22 protein-coding genes and 1 pseudogene are annotated in these 22,245 nt (G+C 41.9%); 9 read left to right on the top strand and 14 right to left on the bottom strand.

Going from position 1 to position 22,245, the window contains the following annotated elements:
• Nucleotides 1–216: 216 nt before the first annotated feature.
• Nucleotides 217–618, bottom strand: coding sequence for a tetratricopeptide repeat protein (locus FWF39_RS08655; protein ID WP_343383040.1), 402 nt, complete (start codon nucleotides 616–618; stop codon nucleotides 217–219).
• A 152-nt stretch (nucleotides 619–770) separates the two neighbouring features.
• The gene (locus tag FWF39_RS08650) at nucleotides 771–992 is read right to left on the bottom strand and encodes a DUF2795 domain-containing protein (protein ID WP_343383039.1); all 222 of its coding nucleotides are present in this window, start codon (nucleotides 990–992) and stop codon (nucleotides 771–773) included.
• A gap of 331 nt (nucleotides 993–1,323) precedes the next feature.
• Here FWF39_RS08650 and FWF39_RS08645 point away from each other — a divergent pair, with 331 nt between their 5' ends.
• Nucleotides 1,324–2,373: a HesA/MoeB/ThiF family protein gene (locus FWF39_RS08645; protein WP_343383038.1), complete on the top strand. Its 1,050-nt coding sequence runs from the start codon at nucleotides 1,324–1,326 to the stop codon at nucleotides 2,371–2,373.
• Nucleotides 2,374–2,533: 160 nt separating this feature from the next.
• On the opposite strand, the gene ilvC is transcribed toward FWF39_RS08645, so the two are convergent.
• Nucleotides 2,534–3,583: a ketol-acid reductoisomerase gene (gene ilvC / locus FWF39_RS08640; RefSeq protein ID WP_343383037.1), complete on the bottom strand. Its 1,050-nt coding sequence runs from the start codon at nucleotides 3,581–3,583 to the stop codon at nucleotides 2,534–2,536.
• 300 nt (nucleotides 3,584–3,883) lie between these two features.
• On the opposite strand from ilvC, the gene FWF39_RS08635 reads away from it, so the two are divergent.
• The gene (locus FWF39_RS08635) at nucleotides 3,884–4,279 is read left to right on the top strand and encodes a restriction endonuclease (RefSeq protein WP_343383036.1); all 396 of its coding nucleotides are present in this window, start codon (nucleotides 3,884–3,886) and stop codon (nucleotides 4,277–4,279) included.
• A 3-nt stretch (nucleotides 4,280–4,282) separates the two neighbouring features.
• Here FWF39_RS08635 and FWF39_RS08630 read toward each other — a convergent pair whose 3' ends face one another.
• Nucleotides 4,283–4,843: a YkgJ family cysteine cluster protein gene (locus FWF39_RS08630; protein ID WP_343383035.1), complete on the bottom strand. Its 561-nt coding sequence runs from the start codon at nucleotides 4,841–4,843 to the stop codon at nucleotides 4,283–4,285.
• A 601-nt stretch (nucleotides 4,844–5,444) separates the two neighbouring features.
• On the opposite strand from FWF39_RS08630, the gene FWF39_RS08625 reads away from it, so the two are divergent.
• Entirely contained in the window at nucleotides 5,445–6,620 is a 1,176-nt protein-coding gene (locus FWF39_RS08625; RefSeq protein WP_343383034.1) for a PDDEXK nuclease domain-containing protein, read from the top strand.
• Between the two features lie 567 nt (nucleotides 6,621–7,187).
• On the opposite strand, the pseudogene FWF39_RS08620 reads toward FWF39_RS08625, so the two are convergent.
• The 4 genes and pseudogenes from FWF39_RS08620 to FWF39_RS08605 form a co-directional block, all read right to left on the bottom strand.
• Nucleotides 7,188–7,316, bottom strand: a pseudogene (locus FWF39_RS08620) (CxxC-x17-CxxC domain-containing protein); the annotation flags it as partial.
• 252 nt (nucleotides 7,317–7,568) lie between these two features.
• The gene (locus FWF39_RS08615; protein WP_343383033.1) at nucleotides 7,569–8,357 is read right to left on the bottom strand and encodes a translation initiation factor IF-2 subunit alpha; all 789 of its coding nucleotides are present in this window, start codon (nucleotides 8,355–8,357) and stop codon (nucleotides 7,569–7,571) included.
• A 30-nt stretch (nucleotides 8,358–8,387) separates the two neighbouring features.
• Nucleotides 8,388–8,915: a hypothetical protein gene (locus FWF39_RS08610; protein ID WP_343383032.1), complete on the bottom strand. Its 528-nt coding sequence runs from the start codon at nucleotides 8,913–8,915 to the stop codon at nucleotides 8,388–8,390.
• A 1,075-nt stretch (nucleotides 8,916–9,990) separates the two neighbouring features.
• The gene (locus FWF39_RS08605) at nucleotides 9,991–11,067 is read right to left on the bottom strand and encodes a hypothetical protein (RefSeq protein WP_343383031.1); all 1,077 of its coding nucleotides are present in this window, start codon (nucleotides 11,065–11,067) and stop codon (nucleotides 9,991–9,993) included.
• Between the two features lie 200 nt (nucleotides 11,068–11,267).
• Here FWF39_RS08605 and FWF39_RS08600 point away from each other — a divergent pair, with 200 nt between their 5' ends.
• From FWF39_RS08600 to FWF39_RS08590, 3 genes are all read left to right on the top strand, one after another.
• Entirely contained in the window at nucleotides 11,268–12,389 is a 1,122-nt protein-coding gene (locus FWF39_RS08600) for a glycosyltransferase family 2 protein (protein ID WP_343383030.1), read from the top strand.
• A gap of 114 nt (nucleotides 12,390–12,503) precedes the next feature.
• Nucleotides 12,504–13,781: a nickel-dependent lactate racemase gene (larA, locus tag FWF39_RS08595; protein WP_343383029.1), complete on the top strand. Its 1,278-nt coding sequence runs from the start codon at nucleotides 12,504–12,506 to the stop codon at nucleotides 13,779–13,781.
• 77 nt (nucleotides 13,782–13,858) lie between these two features.
• Nucleotides 13,859–14,338 carry an N-acetyltransferase gene (locus FWF39_RS08590; RefSeq protein ID WP_343383028.1) on the top strand — a complete coding sequence of 160 codons (480 nt, stop codon included), beginning with the start codon at nucleotides 13,859–13,861 and terminating at the stop codon, nucleotides 14,336–14,338.
• Nucleotides 14,339–14,371: 33 nt separating this feature from the next.
• Here the strand turns inward: FWF39_RS08590 and FWF39_RS08585 are convergent, their stop codons facing one another.
• Nucleotides 14,372–15,757, bottom strand: coding sequence for a right-handed parallel beta-helix repeat-containing protein (locus tag FWF39_RS08585; protein WP_343383027.1), 1,386 nt, complete (start codon nucleotides 15,755–15,757; stop codon nucleotides 14,372–14,374).
• Nucleotides 15,758–15,988: 231 nt separating this feature from the next.
• On the opposite strand from FWF39_RS08585, the gene FWF39_RS08580 reads away from it, so the two are divergent.
• Both FWF39_RS08580 and FWF39_RS08575 read left to right on the top strand, forming a co-directional pair.
• A complete protein-coding gene (locus FWF39_RS08580) occupies nucleotides 15,989–17,470 on the top strand; it encodes a hypothetical protein (protein WP_343383026.1) in 1,482 nt (493 codons plus the stop codon).
• A 233-nt stretch (nucleotides 17,471–17,703) separates the two neighbouring features.
• The gene (locus FWF39_RS08575; RefSeq protein ID WP_343383025.1) at nucleotides 17,704–18,165 is read left to right on the top strand and encodes a methylglyoxal synthase; all 462 of its coding nucleotides are present in this window, start codon (nucleotides 17,704–17,706) and stop codon (nucleotides 18,163–18,165) included.
• 444 nt (nucleotides 18,166–18,609) lie between these two features.
• On the opposite strand, the gene FWF39_RS08570 is transcribed toward FWF39_RS08575, so the two are convergent.
• The 5 genes from FWF39_RS08570 to FWF39_RS08550 all read right to left on the bottom strand — a co-directional run bounded on the left by FWF39_RS08570 (nucleotide 18,610) and on the right by FWF39_RS08550 (nucleotide 21,375).
• Complete coding sequence (locus FWF39_RS08570) at nucleotides 18,610–19,470, bottom strand: 50S ribosomal protein L10 (RefSeq protein WP_343383024.1); 861 nt, start codon at nucleotides 19,468–19,470, stop codon at nucleotides 18,610–18,612.
• A gap of 26 nt (nucleotides 19,471–19,496) precedes the next feature.
• Nucleotides 19,497–20,147 carry a 50S ribosomal protein L1 gene (locus tag FWF39_RS08565; protein ID WP_343383023.1) on the bottom strand — a complete coding sequence of 217 codons (651 nt, stop codon included), beginning with the start codon at nucleotides 20,145–20,147 and terminating at the stop codon, nucleotides 19,497–19,499.
• A 68-nt stretch (nucleotides 20,148–20,215) separates the two neighbouring features.
• Complete coding sequence (locus tag FWF39_RS08560) at nucleotides 20,216–20,698, bottom strand: 50S ribosomal protein L11 (protein ID WP_343383022.1); 483 nt, start codon at nucleotides 20,696–20,698, stop codon at nucleotides 20,216–20,218.
• 11 nt (nucleotides 20,699–20,709) lie between these two features.
• Nucleotides 20,710–21,183 (bottom strand): transcription elongation factor Spt5, encoded by a 474-nt coding sequence (locus FWF39_RS08555; RefSeq protein WP_343383021.1) that lies wholly within the window; start codon nucleotides 21,181–21,183, stop codon nucleotides 20,710–20,712.
• A gap of 15 nt (nucleotides 21,184–21,198) precedes the next feature.
• Nucleotides 21,199–21,375: a protein translocase SEC61 complex subunit gamma gene (locus tag FWF39_RS08550; protein ID WP_343383020.1), complete on the bottom strand. Its 177-nt coding sequence runs from the start codon at nucleotides 21,373–21,375 to the stop codon at nucleotides 21,199–21,201.
• 299 nt (nucleotides 21,376–21,674) lie between these two features.
• Between FWF39_RS08550 and FWF39_RS08545 the strand changes: the two genes are divergently transcribed.
• On the top strand, nucleotides 21,675–21,956 hold the full coding sequence (locus tag FWF39_RS08545; protein WP_343383019.1) for a hypothetical protein: 282 nt from the start codon (nucleotides 21,675–21,677) through the stop codon (nucleotides 21,954–21,956).
• Nucleotides 21,957–22,245: the final 289 nt, after the last annotated feature.

The following is a 22,245-nucleotide window of genomic DNA, read 5'->3' as shown; positions in this document are numbered from 1 at the left end:
AATCGAAACCCAGCTGATGACCAACTATACAACACCCAAATAGCCAAAAAAGTCACCTGGACCACCCCCTTCACACAAGGCTACAACAACTACGACATCAGCTACACAAACGGAAACCTATACGCCACAAAAGAAACAAAGTAATAATTGATTCACACTAGCTTCAACCAGAAGCTGTTAAAAAGAAGATCTAAACAAAGAAGTAAGGGATAAAGTTTAGGAGAATATCGAGAAGTCTGAATCGCTTTCGGGTTCCTGTTGTTTTTTGTTGAGTTCGTCGATTTTTTTGGTTAATTCTTCGACTTCTTGGGTGTTGCCTAGTGCTTTTTGGTTTTCTTTGACGTTTTCAAGGGCGCTTATGCCGTAGCGTTCAAAGCCCTTAGATAGAGAGATATCTGCAGATTTAGTGAAAAGTTCGATTGCTTTTTGGTATTCTTTGAGTTGAGTAGAGCATTCACCGGCTTTGTAGTTCATCTCGGCTGAGCCAAAATAATTCTGGTTTTTGTAGTAGAGTTCAGCTGATTTGATAAAGAAGTCACGGGCTTCGCTGTATTTGCCGCTATCCATTAATGCGTTAGCATCTTTGTGAATTTTAATCGGATCTGCTTTTTCAGTCATAAATCATCAACATATGTGGCGTGAACTCACATTTAGAATTTTCCCCAACCAACCTATAGGCAACATGCTGTCTGTATCAGAGATAGTCTATAGAAAAAAGGGTTGCGATAAGTTAGCACTCAACATCCAAAAAGGAACCGATTCATGAACAGTTATTCTTTTTTGCCGATTTCTTTCATAAGGTCCGCTGGAGAAATATAGTCTTTATTTGGAAGTATATCCAAGATGTTTAGAACATCGTTTGGAGCACTGTTACTTTTTGCAACCCTTATCAGATCGTCTTTATTGGAAGGATAGTGAGCTCCTTTTAGACTATGCTGAATTTTTGCTGGACTATCATATCCTTGCGCGCTTGTACCTTCGCCTCTAACCAAACATTTCACCTCCAACAAAATTCAAATCATCTGAGGTTTGACTTGGGAACTTCCACGGGCACACTATTTTAAGTATAAGGGGACACTAATGCAACAACACTCAGGCTCAATAATTTTGGCAAGCTATTTGGCACTTACCTGAGGTTAGAGAATAATTTTTTCATCCGGCTAAGCGGTACATTTGGATGATATTTGACGACAGACCACTGATGTTCAGTCAGATTTGAATGCAAATTGAAGCGGAGAGATATCAGTTTTAAGTGGGGGAGTCTAATGAAAACAGATAGCTTAATTGGTAAACTATCACTAAGTAGCATGTGAGGCGGTTTAGATGGATGAGTCAGCTATAGAGTGGATCGCAAGTCAGTATTATAGCCGTCAGATTGCAGTAAAAGAGTTGGGCACAAGTGGGCAAGAAAAACTCGCAAAGGCCAGAGTGGCAGTTGTGGGTGTGGGCGGTTTGGGTTCGGTTTCTTCGCTTTATTTAGCGCTGGCTGGGGTAGGCTACATCCGTATAATCGATCAAGATACTCTTGAACCCCATAATTTACATCGACAGATCATCTATACCATTCAGGATCTTTGCTATCCCAAAGCTGAAGCGGCGGCCGACCAACTACGTAACCACAATATGTTTGTAGAGATTGAAGCGGTTTCGGAAAATCTAAACGCCGAAAATGCAGAACGCCTTCTATCAGATGTGGATGTTGTGGTTGATGGTCTGGACAATATGGTGACACGTCAGATTATCAATAGGGCCTGTATAAAACTTGGAATCCCCTATGTTTTTGGTGCTGCCATCAGTTTGGAAGGCAACCTCTCTGTTTTCCAACCCCCCCAAACGGGATGTCTGGCATGCCTCATGCCCGAGGGCTTAAACGGAGGCGGTGCCTGTGATAAGCGAGGCATCATCGGTGCAACTGCGGGCACCATTGGTAGCCTCCAAGCCCTTGAAACCATCAAACTCATCACAGGCATTGGCAAGTCGCTTAAGGGCAAACTCTTAGTTTGCGACTTTACCGACATGAACTTTACCGCTCTAGACATCGCAGAGAACCCTAATTGTCCTGTCTGTCATGGAGAACAAAAAGCGGTGAGTGCGGAGCGGCTGGTTTGGCTCTGTAGCAAAGACACTGCCAACATTAACCCTCAAACACCCCTAGATCTAACACTTGACAAGGCATATTCAGTAGTTCAGAAGCATTTTGAGATCCGTTTAAAAAGTCAGTCAGCACTTATGTTTAGTTACGAAGAGTTTAGAATCAGCCTCTTTAGCGGCGGACGCATGATCATAAAAGGCGTTAAAGACAAAGAAACGGCACTAAAAATTTACCATGACATTCTCCAAATTTTAAACCCAAAAACAACTCAACCTATCTAGCAACATACCCAGCTATTTTCTTGTTTCTCGGCGTTTTTGTTCAAGACAAGGGTATTAAAATTGCAACAACTGGTACAGGCACCAATCATTTTCAAACATAGCTGACTTAACATAATATAAGTAAAAAATTTAAATAAAAAAAGTAAATTTGGTTATTGATTTATTTTTGTTTTTTAGGGCGTAGACTGCGTACAGTTGCACCTGCGCGCCACAACTCACTACTGCCCATAGCTCTGAGTTCGTCAGCAAGCTTTTGCTTATAGTTAGCCTCTTTACTGCGTTCTAGCACAATACGACTCTCCTCACCAGCAGCAGTTAACTCATAGAGCGAGTCAAACACCGGCTTAGTTGCTGATCGGAAACGTTCTTTCCATCGCAGAGCACCAATACGGGCAGTTTCGCTACAGTTGTTATACATCCAATCCATACCGTTTTCATCAACTAATCGGATGAGACTTTGGGTGAGTTCTTCAACAGTTTCATTAAACGCCTCACTTGGACTGTGCCCATGTTCACGCAGAGTACTGTATTGAGCTTCGATAATACCTGCTAGTGCACCCATAAGTGTGCCGCGTTCACCAGTTAGATCACTATAGGTTTCTTTTTCAAAGGTAGTTGGAAAAAGATAACCAGATCCAATGGCAATACCCATAGCTTTGGTACGCTCAACAGCTTTACCAGTGGCATCTTGGAAAATGGCATAACTGCTGTTAATACCGCTTCCATCTACAAAGTTTCGACGCACCGAAGTACCGCTTCCTTTAGGAGCGACTAAAATAACATCAACATCTTGGGGGGGAATAACACCCGATTGTTCTTTAAACACTACACTAAAGCCGTGGCTAAAGTAGAGAGCATCACCCTTTTTGAGGCCCGATTTGATGTTTAGCCATTCTTCCTTTTGGGCTGCATCGGTTAGCAGTACCATTTTGATGGTTCCGCGTTGAGCGGCTTCTTCGAGACTGAAAAGAGTTTCACCTGGGATCCAGCCGTCTTCTATGGCTTTTTGATATGTTTTGGAGTCTTTACGTTGACCGATAATTACTTTGATGCCGTTATCACGCATGTTTAATGCTTGGGAGCGGCCTTGGATGCCGTACCCAAGTGTGGCAACGACTTCGTTTTTTAGGGTTTGTTGGGCTTGTGCCACTGTGAATTCTTCTCTTGTGATGACGTCTTCTTGGACGCCGCCGAAATCAATCTTGGCCATTTTCTGGTTCCTCAAGCCAAACCTTGGTTGACGCGGTAATTAAGAATTACTCCATCCCTTGAGGGTATGATGCAAAAAACAGCTGTTTCTCTATTGCATTAATGAGGGCTACATTAAAGATAAAACGGCGGGGCTTGTGTTTTTATCGTCAGAGGCACAAGGAGGTAATTAGTGTTTGGTTACACTATTGTTAGCTGACTAATTAGTTGGTGTTATTGGTGTTGTTGGTGTTGGATAATTGGGTGGTTTGCCATAAACCTAATAAATGAATTGGTTTTTTATCTATTTTGGGGAATTGGGATGACATATAATCTGCAGAGTGGGAGAACTTTTGAAGAGACCGTTGAGTCGCTTTTTAATCAGATGGGGTATCACACTAAACCCAAGCATGTTTTGCACACCAGATCAACCTATATTCATGCGGTGATTGATCAGCCCAAAGGTACTCAGAGGTTACTTATTGAGTGTAAAAACAGTGTGGATCTTATTGATGTACAGCATTTCTGTTCTAGGGTTGCATTTGCTAGGGAAAATTTAGAGGTTGATGGCGGTTTACTTGTTGCTAATGTTGGTTTTAGCGATGAGTCGCTGTCTTGGTGTAAGAGTAACTGTTCGTTTGTCGAGCTTAAGACGTATAAGCAACTCATAGCCAAGTCAGCGAGCTTTAGAAAAATGCTTAGAAAATTTAGCCAGTAACTATCATTTAGTTGGTTTGTTGAGAGCAACAAATAGAGCTAATTCATCAGGTGTTATGCCTGTTTTTTGTAGTTTATTTGTGCAAGTTTGGTATTGTTTTTCTGCGAGTTGGGCAGGCAGAATGGTTTGTTGTGTTATGAAGTGGTAGGTTTCTTGGGTGGTTTGTCCTCTTTTTAATGCACAGAGTTGTTTTTTAAATCGGGTGAGGGCTTGGCAGTCGTGGGTTTGCATGCCAAAGGGGGTGTTGGGGAATTGGCGACATCCTTCCGGGCGGATTTCATAGATGGAGCAGGTTTGGTTGACAAGAAAAGGACAGGGCGTGTGGGTTATGTAGTGGTCGTATTGAGTGGGGTTTGTTTCCCAGCGTTTGCCTAGTTCCTCATAGAGGGTTTGGGTTTTGAGGTGAGCTTGGGGGTTTTGGGGGTCGGGTTTGAGTTTTCCGGCGACTAAAAAGTCGTCGAGGGTACAGCAGGTACCGCATTTACTGCAAAGAAACGGCAGATTAACTGACCATTCGCTGGGTTGGGTTTTGAATTTGATATGTGCATAGAAGGTGGCAACCATTATGCATCAATAAAACGAAGGCACCAAGAGGTTTCAACCTTTCCCCAACCCGAGTTTTTGGGTACTATGTAGTCTTATTAAAAAATGGCACCAAATATATCTACTGACCGGAGTAACTACCAAAGTTTATAGTAAAACTCCCAAAGTTCATAGCGAACTATTGAAAGTAAGTTAGACTATAATATATCCCAAGTAACTGGTGCGGTCGCTGTGATTTGAACCCCAGCGCATATGGAGGCATCGCCATCACCCCATTTTTTTCTTTTTGCCACACCTTTTCTGAGCGGCAATTATTCAAAGTACCTGACAATTTTCCCACACTATTGCCGAGGGCTAACTGGGCGGGAGAGTTTGCATGGTCAAACATAATCGACAGGTTTATGTCAGTTATAACGTAAATTTTTGCCAACTCATTTCTGTGTTATATGCAGAGTCACAGAGCGAAAGGTTGATAAAAATGGGGTGGATTACAACAAAAGTAATTTAATACCATAACAATATTGGGCGATATTTTGTTTCTCCCAAAAAGGGTGACAAAGCGTGTTGATGGTCAAGCAAAGTCACAATTCGAGGTTTAATAATAACGGAGATGAAAAATGATATGAATAAGCGCAAAGACAAGAAGAACAATTCTCAAAACAAAGATACGTTAATTCCTATCACGCCAACAAATCTTGAGGCAAATAACAAAACCTTTGTCGCAAATAACGAATGTATAGATGAATCTACACTTTTTAAGTGTATATCCGAAATTATTGAGAACCGTAAATTTCGTGCCGCTACATATGCAAACAGTGAAGTCACGTTAATGTATTGGGAAGTCGGACGGTATATAAACTCGGTTATCCTTGATTTCAAACGAGCAAAATATGGCGAGAAGATTTTCGCCACACTGTCGCGAAAATTAGTTGAATCATACGGAAACAGCTTTGAAGAAAAGAACTTGTACCGTATGATGCAATTTGCCAATACGTTTACAGATATAACTGCATTGCACAAATGGTCGTATGTATTGAGTTGGTCACATTTTCGTGAGCTCATACGTATAAAAAGTGATGAGGCACGAGCTTTTTATGCTAATGATGCTGTTGAGCGACAACTGGGGGTTCGCGATTTGATGAGGCAAATATCACGAAAAACCTATGAACGACGTGAGATAGCTGACACACGGATAAGTAAAGAATCTGAACTTCCGTTTAATGTGTTTAAAGATCCGTATTTGCTTGATATACTTGGGTTGAAGGATAATTTTCTTGAGGCTGACTTGGAGAAGGCAATTCTTGTAGAACTTGAAGCATTTATATTGGAATTTGGTCACGGCTTTACCTTTGTTGAACGCCAAAAACGGATGATTATGGACGATGAGGATTTTCATTTGGATTTGCTGTTCTATCACCGTATCTTAAAACGCTTAGTAGCAGTAGAATTAAAGCTCGGTAAGTTTAAACCAGAATACAAGGGGCAGATGGAATTTTATTTACGTTGGCTTGATAAATATGAGCGTAAAGAGGGAGAGAATACGCCTATTGGTATTATTCTTTGTACGACGGCTAGTCGTGACCAGATTGAATTAATGGAGATGGATAAAGTTGGTATTGCTGTGGCTGAGTATTGGACGGTTTTGCCGTCTAAAGTAAAGTTTGAGCGAAAGATAAGTGAAATACTTCAGGAAGCAAAAGAACGTCTTAAACGTCGCAAGTCGCTTACAGATAATAAAGGTGTGTCACGACAAATAGAATATTTCATCGAACCAAAAGATGAGGCTGTTGACAGTTAGGCAACACCGTTTCATTTCCTTCCATTTTTAAACGTTGTTTTAACTTCAGTGGTTTCGAAAACGGGATTTGAACCCCAACCCATATGGCGACATCGCCATCACAACCACTTTTTCTTTTTTTCCAAACCTTTTCTGCATTTCTTCAGGAAAAGAAAACCTTTGCAAATTTTTGCCACTGGTGCCAAGGGGCTAACTGGACTGGACCGGTTGCTGAGTCAGACCCAATTGACATTTTAATTAAATTTTAACACACTTTTTACCATATGCACTTGGTTGGCTTCAGGTGTTTTGATTATCTTTGAAGGCAACAGTGACTTGTTCTAGGCCGTTGTGTTTGTAAGTGTGTTAATGGTAGGTGAAGTTTCCTATTGTTATGCGGGAGGAGACGTTTAACAAAATGTGTGATGAGAGGGATTGTTTGAACTCACGAAAACATAGATATCGCCTGGGTGGTTAGCGCAAAGTTCGTATGGTCAGCTATTTCCAGCTTTCCCGTCGCCTAGACCAAACTTGTTTTTCAATATCAGAGCTTGGACATTTTGTTTCCATTCGTTTTTCCGACCCCGCTCGGGGGGTTCTATGCTTAGCTAAACATTCACGGCAGTAAACGGGTTTATCTGATGCTGGTTTAAAGGGAACAGTTGCGGTTTTGCCGCAGTCACTACATTTTATTTGAGTTGAGGGTCTATCCGACATTACATATTAAACCTGTTAATTTTGGGGCTGTTTGAAATTGCGAACAAACTAACAGCAGTATATAGTTTTATCTAAATTTAAACATTTCAAATCAAGCGCTTCATTGAGTGCTGAATTTGCTTAAACAATTCGTTTGTCCACATTTTCCTCAATTATTATTCCGCGAATTTTACCTCCACCTATACGCTCTGCCTTTTTGACAGAACTTTTACACTTCATAACATGTCACCCCCGATTAAGATCTGCTACCGGCTATTTTTCCCGCTTAAACTCGCCAGATCCACCGACGTCACCTATGTTCGCAACAACGGCACCGCTTACCTTAGTAAGAACTTCTTCGGCTCGTTTCCAATTTTCTGCTGAAACTTCAATACGATACTTTGGAGCGGCGATGACTGAGAAGACAATTTTGGTATCTTTAGTTTTGTGTGTTTTTTTTGCATCACTGAAAGCTTCTTGGATACATCTAACGCCGTTTGGACGAGAACAACGCATTTCAAGAATACCCCAAGCTTTCACTGTCTTAACACTAATGCGTTCCTCCACAACTTGAAGTACTACCTTAGCTAACTCCTCCGGTACATTTAGCTGGGTTAGAACTGAGATGCCTTCCTGTAGAACTTTCTCAAAGCCGTCATATAGACCATATTTTTCTTCTAATACCGCACCGACTTTCAGATATACTTCTTCTCGTGACAAACCGGTTCGTTCACTCACCACATACAGCAGGGCATCGCCTTTTCGGTCTTTCTTCCAGGATTTAATTTTCTCAATTCGCTCCCGCTTAGTAACCCGCCTCAACGATAAGTCAATATGCCCCTTTTCAAGGTCTACCCGAAGCACTTTGAGAACCAGCTTCTGGTTTTCTCTAACAAAGTCACGTATATTTCTTATACGGGCGCTGGAAATTTCGGAGATATGGAGAAAACCTCTTTTGTTGTATTCATCAAGGCTAGCGTACACCCCGTAATCCATCACGGTTTTAATCGTTGCCATAACCAAATCCCCGGGTTCGGGCCACTCAAGTTTTTGTTCAGACATATTTTCGATCCACTTTATTTTAAAAATCGCCTATCGCGTTAGCGCCAAAGCCAGTTTTAGGTCGTTTTTCAGCAAACCAATGGTTCCCGCTTCAAAGTGACGTTTAGCCGCTACCACAAGTGCCTTTGTTTTGCAGAGTTCAGCGGCCGTTTCGTTGCATTCCGCAATAGCTAAGACGACTTTGCAACACTTTTTTTGACAGTGATTGTTTGCGCAATTCACGACCGCTAAATATAGCTCTTGTATGTCAAATGGGGGCATATAGTCTTCTGAGATACGCTGAATGTTTTGTTTGTCCATTTCTTCTAATGCACCCTCAGTAAACTGTTTACTTATCAAGATAGCATAGACATAGTTGTCACGCTTAATCGCTTCGGTTAGGTTCTTGACATCATTTAGATTGATGTACTCGTTAGCGAATGGTTCGACTATTCTTAGGAGCACTTTATTATTAGACCTATCAAGCGCGGCTACATCTGTGACGTTAGCGTTCTGCTGCCTTTTTACGCTTTTATAGCCCCGCACCGCCATGATAAAATTGATTTTGTTTTCACTCATATTCTCACTTACCAATTAGCTGATTTTATCTTCAATGGAAACGACCCGGTACTTCTGTCGCCACCCAGCATTTTTACCGCTATGCCCAAAACATCGTTTGATGAAGGGAAAAACATACGGCTTAGATTGCGTTCATTTGTTGTTCTATGTTTATCCATTCTATATTGTCCAATGTGGCCCTAAACCACTTATAATCAGAATAATCGAGAAAAAGCGGTTGGATGTTGTTTGACTTTTCCTCTAAAGAATTCTAATAGTTTATAGAATACTACGGCGGCTATATTAGAGTATGCGCTCTAAAAACTTTTTTATTGCTTAAAAAACTAGAAAACGAGTTTGTAGAATTTTCAGCAAAAACCTATTTTCCCTATCAAATAAACATCAACAGTTTCAACCTTTATTAGTCTGATGCGGCGGTATAGTCTCTGAAGAGTTTCTTTTATCCTCTTGGAATCGACTGATTGAGTAATTGATTCTTTTCTATACGAAAATGAGTAGATAGCGTATGTGTATGTTAAGGGTTGGTTTAGTTAAAAATTGTCGCAGATGCAAATCTTCCGTTCGTCCTCATTGTGAATACAGAAAGAAAACCACAAGGAAAGTCTTTGCAAACACCGTTAAGAAGAAAGAAGCATAAACAAATTTCACCCTTTTTTAAGGTGCTCTTATCAGCAACCTAAATCAGAAATACTTTGATAAAGACGAATGCAAAAGTTAGGTATTACCTAAAGGTGTTTACTCACATTAATATGAATAAGTATGCTATAAAGATTTAATTAAATAGTACACCATCCATTTGTCGGTATAAACCGTTTCATTTCCTTCCGCTTTTAAACGTTGTTTTAACTTCAGTGGCCCCGAAAGCTGGATTTGAACCCCACCCCATATGGCAACATCGCCAGCTATCACGATAAGAAATCCGGAACACTGCACACAACCTCTTGCAAATATCTCACAAAACAGATAATTTTTAATTCCTCATTCACATTATTAAAATAATTGCTATTTTTAGCAAAAAATGACATAAAAAGCATTATTTGAATAGTGAGGCCGCTGGGATTTGAACCTGGGATCATTAGCTTGAAAGACTATGTGTTTTAGTAGATAGAGAGGTAGTTGTTTGTTGTTTGGGTGGGTTTTTCTTTTTGGGTTTGTCATTGATGCCGACGCGGAGTTTATCGACATCTGTTTTGGTGGGTAGAGATACCATTATGGTGTGGTCGTGTTTTTCTTTGCCGTAACAGATTTTGGCTTGGTCGGTTTTGTTGGTGTCGGAGTAGAAGGCGGTGAGTTGGGCGGCTGTTTTTATGGCTTGTTTGGTTTTGGGGCCTTGGAGTATGGTTATTGGGCCGACGATATCGGGGAGTTCAAATATATATTCGGTTTTGGTTTGGCGTGTTGTTAGGGTTTTGTTTTCGGTTTCGTCGCGTCCTACGATGATTTTGTTTTTGCCTATGCGGAAATGTCGGCCTATGCGCAGAAGAGCGATGTCGGGGAGGGTTATGTGTTTTTTGTGGTTGAAGAGGTCGCGGATTTTTTTGGCGTATTCTTCGCAGGTTAGCAGGCAGCCGCCTGCGGGGCAGGGGAAGTCTTTGATGTTGAATTCTTCGGCGAGTTTGAATTGGGGTTTGCGGGAGCGGCCTTGGATGTCTAGGAGTTTTGTGCGGTCAACTAGTCCGGTTTTTTCTGCTTGGGTTTCGGGTAGTAAGCGTGCGGAGAGTGGGCGTAAAATTTTGCCTTCTAGGCCGGATTCTTTTTCGATGAGTTTGAGGGCGGCGTAGTGTTGGGACATGGGGCGTTCGTCGAGGACTTCGCCTGTGAAGAGAAAGCTGGCGCCGATTTCGCGGGCGTATTTTTTGGCTTGTTTGAAGAGAAATATACGGCAGTCTATGCAGGGGTTCATGTTTTTGCCGTAGCCGTGTTTGGGGTTGCGGAGCATGCGTAGATATGCGTTTCCGGCGGCAACCATTTTGAGGGGAACGTTTAGCTGTTTAGCGGCGTCTACGGCGGCGCATCCGTCTTTTTTACAGAGACAAAAGGGGCTTCGTACATTAAAGGCCGTTACGTCGATGCCTTGTTTTACTATCATCTCTGTAGCTAGAATACTATCTAGACCGCCTGAGAGCAGGCCTACAGCTTTAACTTTAGTCATACCTTGATGTGGCTGTTGGGCGCATAATAATTTACCTATCAAAAAAGTCAAATCTGCGGGTTATACCGCTGGTTAATGTTTGAGGAAAAATTTTTGTTCTGTTCTGAGCAGCAGGGGTTTATCACTTAGTTGGAATAACATTAAAAAAGTTCTTTGCGAGATAAACTTTTGTTTATGTCGCTAGTTGAGAGGATTAGCACTTGGACATAAGCATCTTTATTCCTATTTATGGAGAATCTGATCGATTAGAAAAGATGCTTACTTTATTTGCTAACCAAAATGTTTCTAAAGAGATTTTTGTAGCTGTCGATGAACCCACCGAGGCGTTTAGTAGGAAAATCAAAGATCACAAAGAAGAAAAAGAAGAAGAGAAGGTCAAGTTTATTATAAATTCTAAACGCAACGGTAAAGCTAATGCACTAAACCATGCCGTTGGCTTATCAAGTGGGGAGGTATTGTTGTTTTTGGATTCTGATATAGATCTCCCCGAGGATCCAGAATATCTTAGAAAAATCGTTATGAAAATGCAACACACCGACATATTAGATATTAAAAAAAGGGTTATCAAAAGTAAATCGTTTCTATCCAAGATGGCCTACTATGAATACCTTAGCTTCAACATCAATTCATGGCTGGCTTCACGTTTTATGCAGAAATGCCCTGCGGTTAACGGCTCGGCGTTTGCTATGCGGCGGGAAATGTTTGAAAAAGTTCAGGGCTTTCGCAGAGTGGTAGCTGAAGATATCGACATAGCTACGCGTGCATTTCTAAAAGACAGTCGGTTTGCCTACTTTCAAGAGGTAGAAGTTCAAAATTTAGTGTATAGTAATTGGCACCAGTGGTATACTCAGCGTAAACGGTGGGCCGTTGGTCAAGCCCTTTGGCTCAAAGAGTGGTATAGAGAATTGACAAATCATTTTATCAAAAAACCCCAAGTGTTTCTTCCCGGCTTGTTCTTTCTATATCCCTCGATTGCAATATTTTTTATAAGCGCCATTATTCCAAGTCTGTGGATGTATGATTCGTTATTGATTTTTTCACTGTTTCTCTCAGTTAAATTCAATATTGCATTACCGATTTTTCTGGTTTCTTTGGCAACTGCAGATATTTTAAAGATTCTAATGATTTCGATGTCAGGTTTCATAGCGACCGCCGCTGTTTTCTATGGTTTTTCTCGAAAACTGGGGTTTTATGAGGTTAAACTCCACGAGTTGTTTGTGTACTACTTTTTCTACTCTGCAGTGTGGATGGCTATCATAGTTGCAGGGCATATCCAGGTGCTTTTGCTGGGTAAAAAAACAGGTCCCGATTGGAAAACATAGCAAACAGAAACAGTTTTTTAGCTACTGGGGGTTTTGTGCCAAAAGCAGTCGTAGTATTTGGCAAGGCTTAATAGTTTCAGGCACCGAGTACATGTAAATCAGCAGGGATCTTTTATGGTTGATGTTTGGCTTCCCTATGGAAAAACCGATGTATGCGTTCGAATTCCAGCCCGAAATCTGTTGGGCACCATCGAACCCAAAGAATTTTCAAGCGCCGCAGATCAGAGAGCTGAAATTGAGCGTGCACTCAGAGAGCCTTTCGCATCCAAATGTCTAAGTGAAATTGTCAAACCTGAATCCAAAGTTGCCATAGTTATCGATGAGTCTACTCCCAACATGCCAAGTGCACAGATGCTTCTTTTGGTGCTAAATGAACTCAACACCGCAGGGGTTAGAGATGAAAACATCACCGTTATCTTGGGGTATGAAACTTATCCCCTAAAGTCTGAAGAAGACCAACAGCGCCTAGACCAAGCTGTAAAGCGAGTTCGAGTTGTCAACCATGATGTTTCTGCCTCAGATTTGGTCTATATCGGCACTACTAAAACCCATGGTAACAAGGTGCATATCAATCGTTTCTTTGCGGAGGCTGATGTTAGAGTGCTCCTTGGAGATGTTCAATACCATGATTACGCGGGTTATGGCGGTGGACGGAAAAGTGTCTTGCCTGCGATAGCTGGGTTAGAAACTATCCGGTATAATCATGCTCTGCTTGTCAGTGCCAGTTCCACCGCAGGTAATCTGGAAAATAACCCTGTCCATATTGATATGACTGAAGCGGCGCGACTCTCAAAGGTAGATTTCATAGTTAATGTTGTTGAGAATAAAAAGGGCGAAATTGTACGGGCCTTTGCTGGAGACTTGGAAGCCGCATTTTTAGAGGCCGCAAAACTTGTGGATGAAATATACTGCGTTATGGTGGATAGACGCGCAGATATTATCGTGGTAAGCGCAGGTGGGCACCCCGGGGATTTGACACTCTATCAGGCACTCAAAGCTATGGAAACAACAAGAGATGCAGTGAAACGGGGGGGTGTCATTATTTTGGTGGCTGAATGCCTTGAAGGCTATGGCAATCAGGTATTCTATGACTGGATGACACGGCTCAGTGAAATTAAAAATGTTGAGCGGGAGGTTAAACGTAACTTTGCCATGGGAGGACAACGCGCGTACTATTTGCTAAAGACGTTACTTAACCAGCAAATCATATTGGTATCGGCTATGCCGGATTTTTATGCCACCAGCATCTTTAAACTCAAAACTGCCCGTGCAATAAATGACGCCCTAAACGAGGCCTTCAAAACTGCCGGTTCAGCCTCGCGTGTTTGGGCAATGCCGCTGGGCAACAAAACGCTACCTGTGTATAGATCCCCTGAGGACAATAAAGCCTAAAAATCCAGCTAGTTGACTGCTCTAGAAGCGTAACCTTTAAGTCTAAACACATAAATCCTTTTTAAACAGGCGAAACGATGCAACCAACCTTTACGCTACGCAAATTTAGCCCAGATGACCTACAGAGTGTCATACAAATTAACCGCGTCTGCCTCCCTGAAAATTATACCGATTTCTTCTTTGTGGACCTACATCAACGGTTCCCCGAGACCTTTATCGTGGCAGAACAAGATGAAAAAATTATCGGATACATTATGTGCCGTATTGAAGTAGGCTTATCCAACTTTGGCTTCGGCGGTTTGGTACGCAAAGGCCATGTAGTTTCAATTGCAGTTCTGCCCCAGTACAGACGCCGAGGCGTCGCGCAGGCAGTCATTAAAAAATCCTTAGAGGGCATGGAGTACTATAAGTCTAAGCAGGGGTTTTTGGAGGTCCGTGTCACCAACGAAGCCGCAATCTCGTTGTATAAAAATCTTGGATTTGAAATAACCCGAACCATCAACGGTTACTACAGCGACGGCGAAGATGCCTATGTCATGACAAAAAAATTAGCCTAAAAAAAATTAAAAATTTTTTGAACAGAAACGTTATCAATAGCTGTTCTTTTGCATGTTTGATTGCATCCTACTTAGAATCACAATTATTGTTATCGCCACGCTGACAGCAATCACTATCACCACTGCAGTAGTTATGTCGGTAAGGCTAAAATTAAAGAGGCCGGGTTCATCTGTGGGCTCAATTGGTAAGATAGAGTAATCTGGATAGGTTGGATAGGGCGAGTAGGTTGGGTTTGGGTAATCTGTTGGTCTTGGGGTGGGTGTATAGGTTGTGTTTGAGCCAGGAGAGGGAGTAACCGTTGCAGAGGGTGTTGGAGGCGGCGTTGGAACAACAACTGAGGGTTGAACCGCAGGGGCATAAGCAGGAGAGGATAGAAATGGCTTAAAGGTCGCAATGCCTAGATTGGGACGAAGTGCGGCGTCATAGTCTGAGATTGTGTTGCGAATGGTTGACTCATCAGTTGTTCCCCACCAGTTGTTAGTGATTGTCACGTCTGCGGACTCTGTTAAATGTATACTTTCAAGAGTGTTGTCTACAATGTTGTTGTACCGTATGATGGAGTTATCTGTTTGACCCCACAAACCATAGGTGTTACGTGCAATAGTGTTGTTTTGAATGTCTGCATCACGGCTGATCCCACATTTGTTATAGTTGATAGCATTATTTTTGATAATGACACCGGAAGTGCCTTCAGTGACTATACCATCATTGATGTTGTTGGTGATGATATTTTGCTCGATGACACAGGGTTTGTTTGTATAGATGCCTGAGTAAAAGTTGGTGATTTTGTTTGCAGTTATTGGTGCGGTACTTCCTGTGTTGTAGATTCCAAAGCCTTGTTGGGCTCGTGCTCCTGAGATAGTGTTCCCAGAGATTGTTACATAACCAGTGGTTATGTGGATACCATGTTGCGCATTTGAAGTTGAGATAACGTTGTCTATAATTGTAGCAACACCAGAAGTTATCGTTATCACTGCATTAAACGAGGTGCCCGTAAAATAGCTATTAGATAATCGCGGTGAACCACCCTCTATGGTTATGGGAACGGAATAGAAAACGCCATAATCAATTGTACAGGATTGGTAACTTGAGGATTTGAAGACGATCTGGGAATTTGAGAAGCCATCGCTTAGGAAGTAAATTTTGTTGTTGTTTGTCCCTTGCGCATTGAGTCCACCATAGACTTGGATTTGGTAACCGCGGAGGTTCACAACTACACCAGGCTGGATGGATAGAGTTTCACCACTGTAAATAATGAGGTTCTCTGTTAGAGAGTAAGGACCATTTGAGACAGTCCAATTTGTATTTCCGTTTAGTGAGCCACCGACATAGGTAGTTGCAGATACTTCACTAAACAAGGGTAACCCTATAGCGGAAACCAGTAGAAGGGTAACTGCTAAATATGCAAATTTATTCAAACTTGGCACCTATACAAGGGTTATTATTGGAGGTTAAATCGTTTACTGTTGGCGACACATTTAACCGATCAACACATCACATCCAAAATAGAGAGAAAAATAAAACAAGGAATCCGCTAAAATCCATATACTGCTAAATTTTTAATACCTTAGCTAAAATACAATAGGTTATAAACTAGAAACGTCATCGTTTACACGATTGCTTGGGAAGAAAGTCTGGCAGGTAAAAATATGGACAACACACAAAAATCACCACAGACCTATCCAGCGGATAGCAACCAGTATAAACCCTTTATCGGCAAAACTGAAGCGCTTATCATCGGTTTATTGTTAGCCATAGCCGGCGCCATAATATCGGGATCATTTGAGAAAGGCATGCTCACAAACTACATTGGCTTTGGTATGATACTTGCTGGCATCACAACCTTTGTAGCAGGTACTTGCTCCATACTTATTGCAAACATCGAGAATCGTGTACGAAGAGAAAACCCAGAGATCTACAGAACAAAAAAACGGCTACCCATCCACGGTAGCATCTGGACGATAGGCGCTGGAGTAATCCTTGCGGTTTTAGGTTCAATATTAGCCAGCACATACGACCGCGCCTTACTGATGAACACCGTAGGTTTTGGTATGCTCCTTTTGGGCGTTGGCGTGTCGGTACTGGGCTTTTCCAGTGCCGCTTTGGAGACAGTAAAAATAGAGTTACACCGAGAACATAACACAAAAGTTAGGGAAACAAGATCACTCTTCTTTAACATTGTTTTACTTGGTTTAGCAGTTGTCTTTCTGGTTGTCGGTACACTTTTAGCGGGGTCATATGCAAAAGACACTTTACTTAACGATGCAGGGTTTGGGATGCTAATCGCAGGTGTTGGCATTTTATGCTTAGGAACAGCTGGAACAGCCATTTCCATACTTAAAGCACAAGCCCACAGCCAAAATAAACTCACCAATGGACATCACCCCCGAGTCATATTTGGTAGCATATGGGCAATCGGAATCGGAACAATGTTGCTCATCATTGGTTTTATCCTCTCAGGGAACTTTGCAAAAAATACGCTTATAAACTACACAGGGTTGGGAATGTTACTAACCGGAGCAGGCGTCTTTGTTTACGGGTTATTCGAAACTGCTAAGGCCTTCGCCACGGGTTATCTAAACTATAGGCATATCATCAACTACAAGACAAACAAAACCCACTCAACCACAGCAACAAAGCAACATAACTCGTTTAGCTTCCACTGGAAAAACATGATACGAACAAGTTCAATATTGAATCTTGGAGGTATTATTGCGGCAGTATGTATTCTATTTTTTAGTATCTGGCAACTAGACATTATCGTCTCAGGACCAGTTTGGTGGTCCTCAGCAGAACAAGGATCAGGATTTGGCTGGTCTCATCCAGAGGGCGCATACGCAAACGATTACTTCCAATGCTTCTTCTGGAAAACAACTATTGGACAAGCATACGACACCTTGTTTATGCTGATATTTATAGCGTTTATTGTCATGTTTTTAAGTGCCTACTTCTGGCCTAAACATGACCGCACCCCCCTGCTGAGACTAACAGATAGAGACGGAGAAATACCAGCCAAAACCCAGCAACTTGACCAAGAGAAAGAAGACACTCAACCTACAACAACCACAGAGGTTAATCAGCAAATTCCATCCATAACGATACAAGAAATTGAAACACACGTAGAATACTAGCAACCAACACGAAGACACTAATTTACCCAATTAGACAGCCGCCTACTTTCCACTTTTGGGAGCCCTATGGCAATCCAATCAACGAACCAAAGCAAAATTATAAAAAATGGTCAATAATCAAAGAACCAATATTTGAGTCAATTATGACTACATCATACATCATAGAAGAAAGCAGACTATTGACACAACAATTATAAACCCTTAACAGGCTCTGGCTTGCAGAGGAAGAGATTATGGTAAAGCATGCGATAATAGAGAGTAAAAAGAAAATCGCGCTCATCGCCCATGACAATAAAAAAGGAGACATGCTGGAATGGGCAAAATTTAACAAGGGTACACTTAAGCAACATGAACTCTTTGCCACAGGAACTACAGGTAAACTCCTTGAAGAAGAAGTAGGTTTAGAAATTACCAACATGGAATCGGGACCACTGGGTGGCGACTTACAGATAGGTTCACTTATAGCCGATGGCTTAGTTGATTGCCTTATATTCTTCTGGGACCCCCTTGAACCCCATCCCCATGACCCTGATGTGAAAGCGCTTCTGCGGGTAGCAGTAGTTTGGAATATTCCGCTAGCATGTGATCGTAGTACAGCCGACTTTTTAATTTCGTCTCCACTTATGAACAAAGAATACCTTCGAAAACTACCAGACTATGAAACCTACCGACACCGCTTAGACCACACAAACTAACAGCATACATTGTCTGTGCGGTCTCATTTATATCACAATATCACATTTTTGTGATATTATAGTATAAACAAAAACAGCGCATATGCGCTTGATGAAAAACCATGCCAACAGCTTGTTGGCGAACCCAATTTTCCCCGAATTAACAACTCAGACGACTTTTATAACTGACTATATTAATCCGAATCAATGCGAAATAGATTTGTCCCAAAGCCAGCCAAATACACATATTTGTTTTTTAAAATCCACACCATTTTTTGCTGTTGTTCATTTAATAAGCAACCATCTTTAAAGTTTAAACTATGTAAAATTGTAAGGGCACGATTCTTAAAATAGAGAATAAGTGTGACTTTTTTAATGTTTAGTTAGTCTGCAATACAGGTGTTAAACGAAAAGGTTAGATATAAAGAAAAGATTGCGGAATAAAAGGAAAGGGAGAGCAGTTTATTAGGCTGCTTTGGATTTGTCTGCGGCGTTGTTTAGGCTGGTCATTTCTGCGTTGGCTTTGCGGATGAGGTCTGCGATGGTGTCTTTGGTGGGTATGGCTGCGCCGAGTGATAGTGCGATTGCTTTTTGGTGTGCTGTTTGTAGGAGTGGTTTGATGGTGTCTTTTGTTGTGTAGCCGATGCTTATGGCTAGTGCGAAGGCTTCGTGGTTGCTTGTTTCTACGCTTCTTTGTGTGGCGGCGAGATCGACGATTAGTTTGTCGCCGGTTATCATGGTTCCGTTGTCAAAGACTGCGCGCATGGCGATGCCTAGTTCAACGGCTTTGATGTTGAGTTTAGCAAGGACACTTGCTAGGCGGTCGCTTATGGGTTCTCCTCTGCGTACGACTAGGGTGTCTTTGCTGATCCAGACGCTACCGTTTTCTATTCTGGTGGGTAGGCCGACTGCGTTGAGTTGGCTGATGACTGGCCCTGGGGGTTGGCCGGTGTTGCTGGTTGGGATGACGACGTCAAATGCTGCTGTGTCGCCTGCTTTGGCGGTGGTTTTGACTTTGCCTCTTTCTAGCATGATTGCTAGTTTGAAGGGGTTGAGATCGGTAAATAAGAAGACGTTTGATCCTTCCAAGTATTCCTCAAGCTTTTTGAGTTCTGCTTGGTTGAGTTCTTCGATGGCGATTTTTATGAGGGTGTTTTTGAGGACGCGGAGGTAGACTTGGCCTTTCATTGTTTTTTTGAGTTCTTGTAGTTGGGAAGCGCGGACTTTTTTTAGGCTTGCGATGCCGACGGATTTGTATTCTTTGAATATGTCTTTTATCTCGGCTACTTCGCTTGATTTTTCAGCTAATACTTGTTCGGATGGCATGATTTTTCTTCTCGGTTATTTGTTGTTTATGGTTTAATTTTGACGGGTTCGCCCATGCTGGTTTTGATGAAAGCGTATTTTACGTTCTTGAGGCCTCGTTTGAGTTTGCCGTCAAGGACACGAAGAACGGTCATCGCGTTGTCGGTGAGGTCTTCGTCTTTCATCTGTTGTGAACCTACTCGGACTTGGATTATGGGTTGATTGCGCATGCGAACAACCACGGTTTTGCGGTGTTTATTGATTAAGGTGGTTATGTCCGCGTTTGGAGGAACAGGGATGGGCATTTTGCCTCTTGGACCTAGGACCGGACCCAAGATTTTACCGACCAGGGGCATCAATGGTGCTTCGGCTATGAAGACATCACAGTCGTTGCCTAACTGGCGCAGTTCTTTCTTTTTACCGTTTAGATCGTCGAGTTCTGTGCGGTCAACGACGCGGTCAGCACCAAAGTTTTTTGCTTTGAGTGCGAATTCGCCTGAAGCAATAACGCAGATGCGGTTGGGTTTTAGCGTGTCGTGTGGAAGTTCAACAACTTCCTGAATTTTACCTTCAGGAGCCTTCATATCAATTTCTTGAATATCAAGTATTAGATCTATGGCCTGGTTGAACTTTTTCTCGCCAGCTTGAGATTTTGCCTGTTTAATTGCTTCAGTTATTGTCTTGTTGTCTAGGGGCATTTTTAAGCCTCGTGCCAATAGGGGATAAGAAACCCATTATAAAAATATTCGCCCAGCATCATCAGTCATTACTCAAATAGGCTTTCATAAGTGCCGTCGTCAATATCTTTTTGAACTTCACGGGGATCTTTACCATCAACAGTAACGCCTAAACTGACACAGGTACCAAGCACTTCTTTAGCAGCATTTTTTGTATCAGGTGCTAGAAGCTGAGGAGCTTTAATCTTGGCAATCTTGATCAATTGTTCCATGGTCAAGTCTCCAGCTTTAACTGTGTTTGGAGTGCCGGAACCTTTCTCAATTTTTAGTTCAGCGACTATTAGAGCTGATGCAGTGGGCGTACCAACGGTAACATCAAAGGTTTTATCTTCAGGATCAACACTGACCTTTACCGGAACTTTCATACCGGCATAATCTTTGGTAATTTCGTTTATTTTGTTGACAACAGCAACAATGTTGACTCCTAAGGGACCCAAGGCTGGACCCAACGGGGGACCTGCATTGGCTTGACCGCCGTTGACGATTAATTCTACAACTTTTTTATCTGCCATAGATTTTCACTTTATGCTTTTGCTTTTTCTACGAGTTTTACATAGTCTGAATGTACTGTGATGGGCAAAGTGAAGGTTGCCTCAAGTAATTCGAGGGTAACTTCACCTTTAGCTTTGTCGAGCCGAGTGATTTTAGCACGCATACCCTTGAAGGGTCCGCCGGTGATTTCAACCACATCATCTTCATTGAGATCTTCCATGACGGGTTTGCGGACGATGTAGCGTTCAATTTCGTTAAAGCTGATTAAGCCCGGAATTCGGCTTCGGACATGACGAATACCAGAGATGGCTTCTTCGACAAGATGAGGACCATCTGCTTCAATGAACACATAACCTTTGAGTGTATCTGGAACCAGAAGAGCCTTTATAGCAATATGAGTCATATCAACTTTTGAGGCAATTAAACGCGCCACGTTGCGTTCCTGTCCAGTGGTGGTTTTAATTGCAAAGATTTTTACTTGCGCGAGCCCTTCTTTTTTGTCCATATCAAGTCACTTTGTTTAAGCTGGGGGCACGTTGAGAAAAGACGCGATCAGTTTAATTACAAATCCAATTAAGCCAACTGCGCCAATACCTAACAGGCTGATTTTAATTGAGAGCCATAGCTCTTCACGTCCCGGTTTAACGGCTAACTTTAAGGTTCTTGCCGCTTGTTGAAGCCAAGATTTGATTCCCATTTTTTACCGCACCTTCAAGATTTCACTTAGATATAATAAACATTACTGTAATTTTTAAGTTTAAAAACTACCCGATATGACCTATTAAACATTCCCCCGTTGAGCCCCAAACATATAACCCAAGCCCGCCAAGTCAGCTTGTTAGCAGAAAAAAAATGTGTTACATATCAGGTGAACAGTTGTGAAGCCGCCAAGTATCTGCATGCCTAAGACGGAAATACAATCACACCTTTAACCTCAGGAAAACCATAAACCCTTAAGTTCCGCCACATACAAGAAAGAATTAAACGGGTGTAGTTATGTCTGAAGAAACAAAAAACCTCAGCAGTAGCTTGCAAAACCAAATTGACAAAGTCGAGCAAATAACAAACCGATCACCATTGCTACTACTTATCATAGGTATTATCGGCGGCGGCTTTTTTGGACTTTTCGTTGCACTGGGTTTTTCATGGCTTGGCGGAGGAATATTTGGAGCCTGCATAGGTTTAGGCAGCTACTATGTCCGGCAGACAAAAGAGGAATACAAAAAATTACTTGACCAAATACAACAGACCCTAAATGGCACAACAACAATCGCATAAAAAGGGTTGACAGCAATCAAAAAAAGAATAACCCAACTACCCCGACAATCCAGCAATTTTATCTATAGAAAGATACTTGCAGAGGAAAAAGAGTAGACAAACCTACCATCTAACCGATAAGCAATTTTCAAAATGCCAGAAAAAGGAACCTACTCAAGTTTTGTTATTAACCCCTAACTTCCTGTTTTAAGTAATATGGAGGTTTAGAGTGTCTAGTAGGTCGTTGGTTTTTTTGGTGACTTCACTTAGATGCCATATGTCGTTTATTTTGACTTTAAAGATGTATTTT

Source organism: Candidatus Bathycorpusculum sp. (assembly GCF_009778815.1).
Lineage (GTDB): Archaea > Thermoproteota > Bathyarchaeia > Bathyarchaeales > Bathycorpusculaceae > Bathycorpusculum > Bathycorpusculum hydrogenotrophicum.
The sequence above is the reverse complement of the archived record's forward strand: the minus strand, read 5'-3'. Positions and strand labels throughout refer to the sequence as shown.

Excerpts from the sequence above, each read along its gene's own strand:
- FWF39_RS08655 (WP_343383040.1), bottom strand. The coding sequence starts at position 618 with ATGACTGAAAAAGCAGATCCGATTAAAATTCACAAAGATGCTAACGCA.
- FWF39_RS08645 (WP_343383038.1), top strand. The coding sequence starts at position 1,324 with ATGGATGAGTCAGCTATAGAGTGGATCGCAAGTCAGTATTATAGCCGT.
- ilvC (WP_343383037.1), bottom strand. The coding sequence starts at position 3,583 with ATGGCCAAGATTGATTTCGGCGGCGTCCAAGAAGACGTCATCACAAGA.
- FWF39_RS08635 (WP_343383036.1), top strand. The coding sequence starts at position 3,884 with ATGACATATAATCTGCAGAGTGGGAGAACTTTTGAAGAGACCGTTGAG.
- FWF39_RS08630 (WP_343383035.1), bottom strand. The coding sequence starts at position 4,843 with ATGGTTGCCACCTTCTATGCACATATCAAATTCAAAACCCAACCCAGC.
- FWF39_RS08625 (WP_343383034.1), top strand. The coding sequence starts at position 5,445 with ATGAATAAGCGCAAAGACAAGAAGAACAATTCTCAAAACAAAGATACG.
- FWF39_RS08615 (WP_343383033.1), bottom strand. The coding sequence starts at position 8,357 with ATGTCTGAACAAAAACTTGAGTGGCCCGAACCCGGGGATTTGGTTATG.
- FWF39_RS08610 (WP_343383032.1), bottom strand. The coding sequence starts at position 8,915 with ATGAGTGAAAACAAAATCAATTTTATCATGGCGGTGCGGGGCTATAAA.
- FWF39_RS08605 (WP_343383031.1), bottom strand. The coding sequence starts at position 11,067 with ATGACTAAAGTTAAAGCTGTAGGCCTGCTCTCAGGCGGTCTAGATAGT.
- larA (WP_343383029.1), top strand. The coding sequence starts at position 12,504 with ATGGTTGATGTTTGGCTTCCCTATGGAAAAACCGATGTATGCGTTCGA.
- FWF39_RS08590 (WP_343383028.1), top strand. The coding sequence starts at position 13,859 with ATGCAACCAACCTTTACGCTACGCAAATTTAGCCCAGATGACCTACAG.
- FWF39_RS08580 (WP_343383026.1), top strand. The coding sequence starts at position 15,989 with ATGGACAACACACAAAAATCACCACAGACCTATCCAGCGGATAGCAAC.
- FWF39_RS08575 (WP_343383025.1), top strand. The coding sequence starts at position 17,704 with ATGGTAAAGCATGCGATAATAGAGAGTAAAAAGAAAATCGCGCTCATC.
- FWF39_RS08570 (WP_343383024.1), bottom strand. The coding sequence starts at position 19,470 with ATGCCATCCGAACAAGTATTAGCTGAAAAATCAAGCGAAGTAGCCGAG.
- FWF39_RS08565 (WP_343383023.1), bottom strand. The coding sequence starts at position 20,147 with ATGCCCCTAGACAACAAGACAATAACTGAAGCAATTAAACAGGCAAAA.
- FWF39_RS08560 (WP_343383022.1), bottom strand. The coding sequence starts at position 20,698 with ATGGCAGATAAAAAAGTTGTAGAATTAATCGTCAACGGCGGTCAAGCC.
- FWF39_RS08555 (WP_343383021.1), bottom strand. The coding sequence starts at position 21,183 with ATGGACAAAAAAGAAGGGCTCGCGCAAGTAAAAATCTTTGCAATTAAA.
- FWF39_RS08550 (WP_343383020.1), bottom strand. The coding sequence starts at position 21,375 with ATGGGAATCAAATCTTGGCTTCAACAAGCGGCAAGAACCTTAAAGTTA.
- FWF39_RS08545 (WP_343383019.1), top strand. The coding sequence starts at position 21,675 with ATGTCTGAAGAAACAAAAAACCTCAGCAGTAGCTTGCAAAACCAAATT.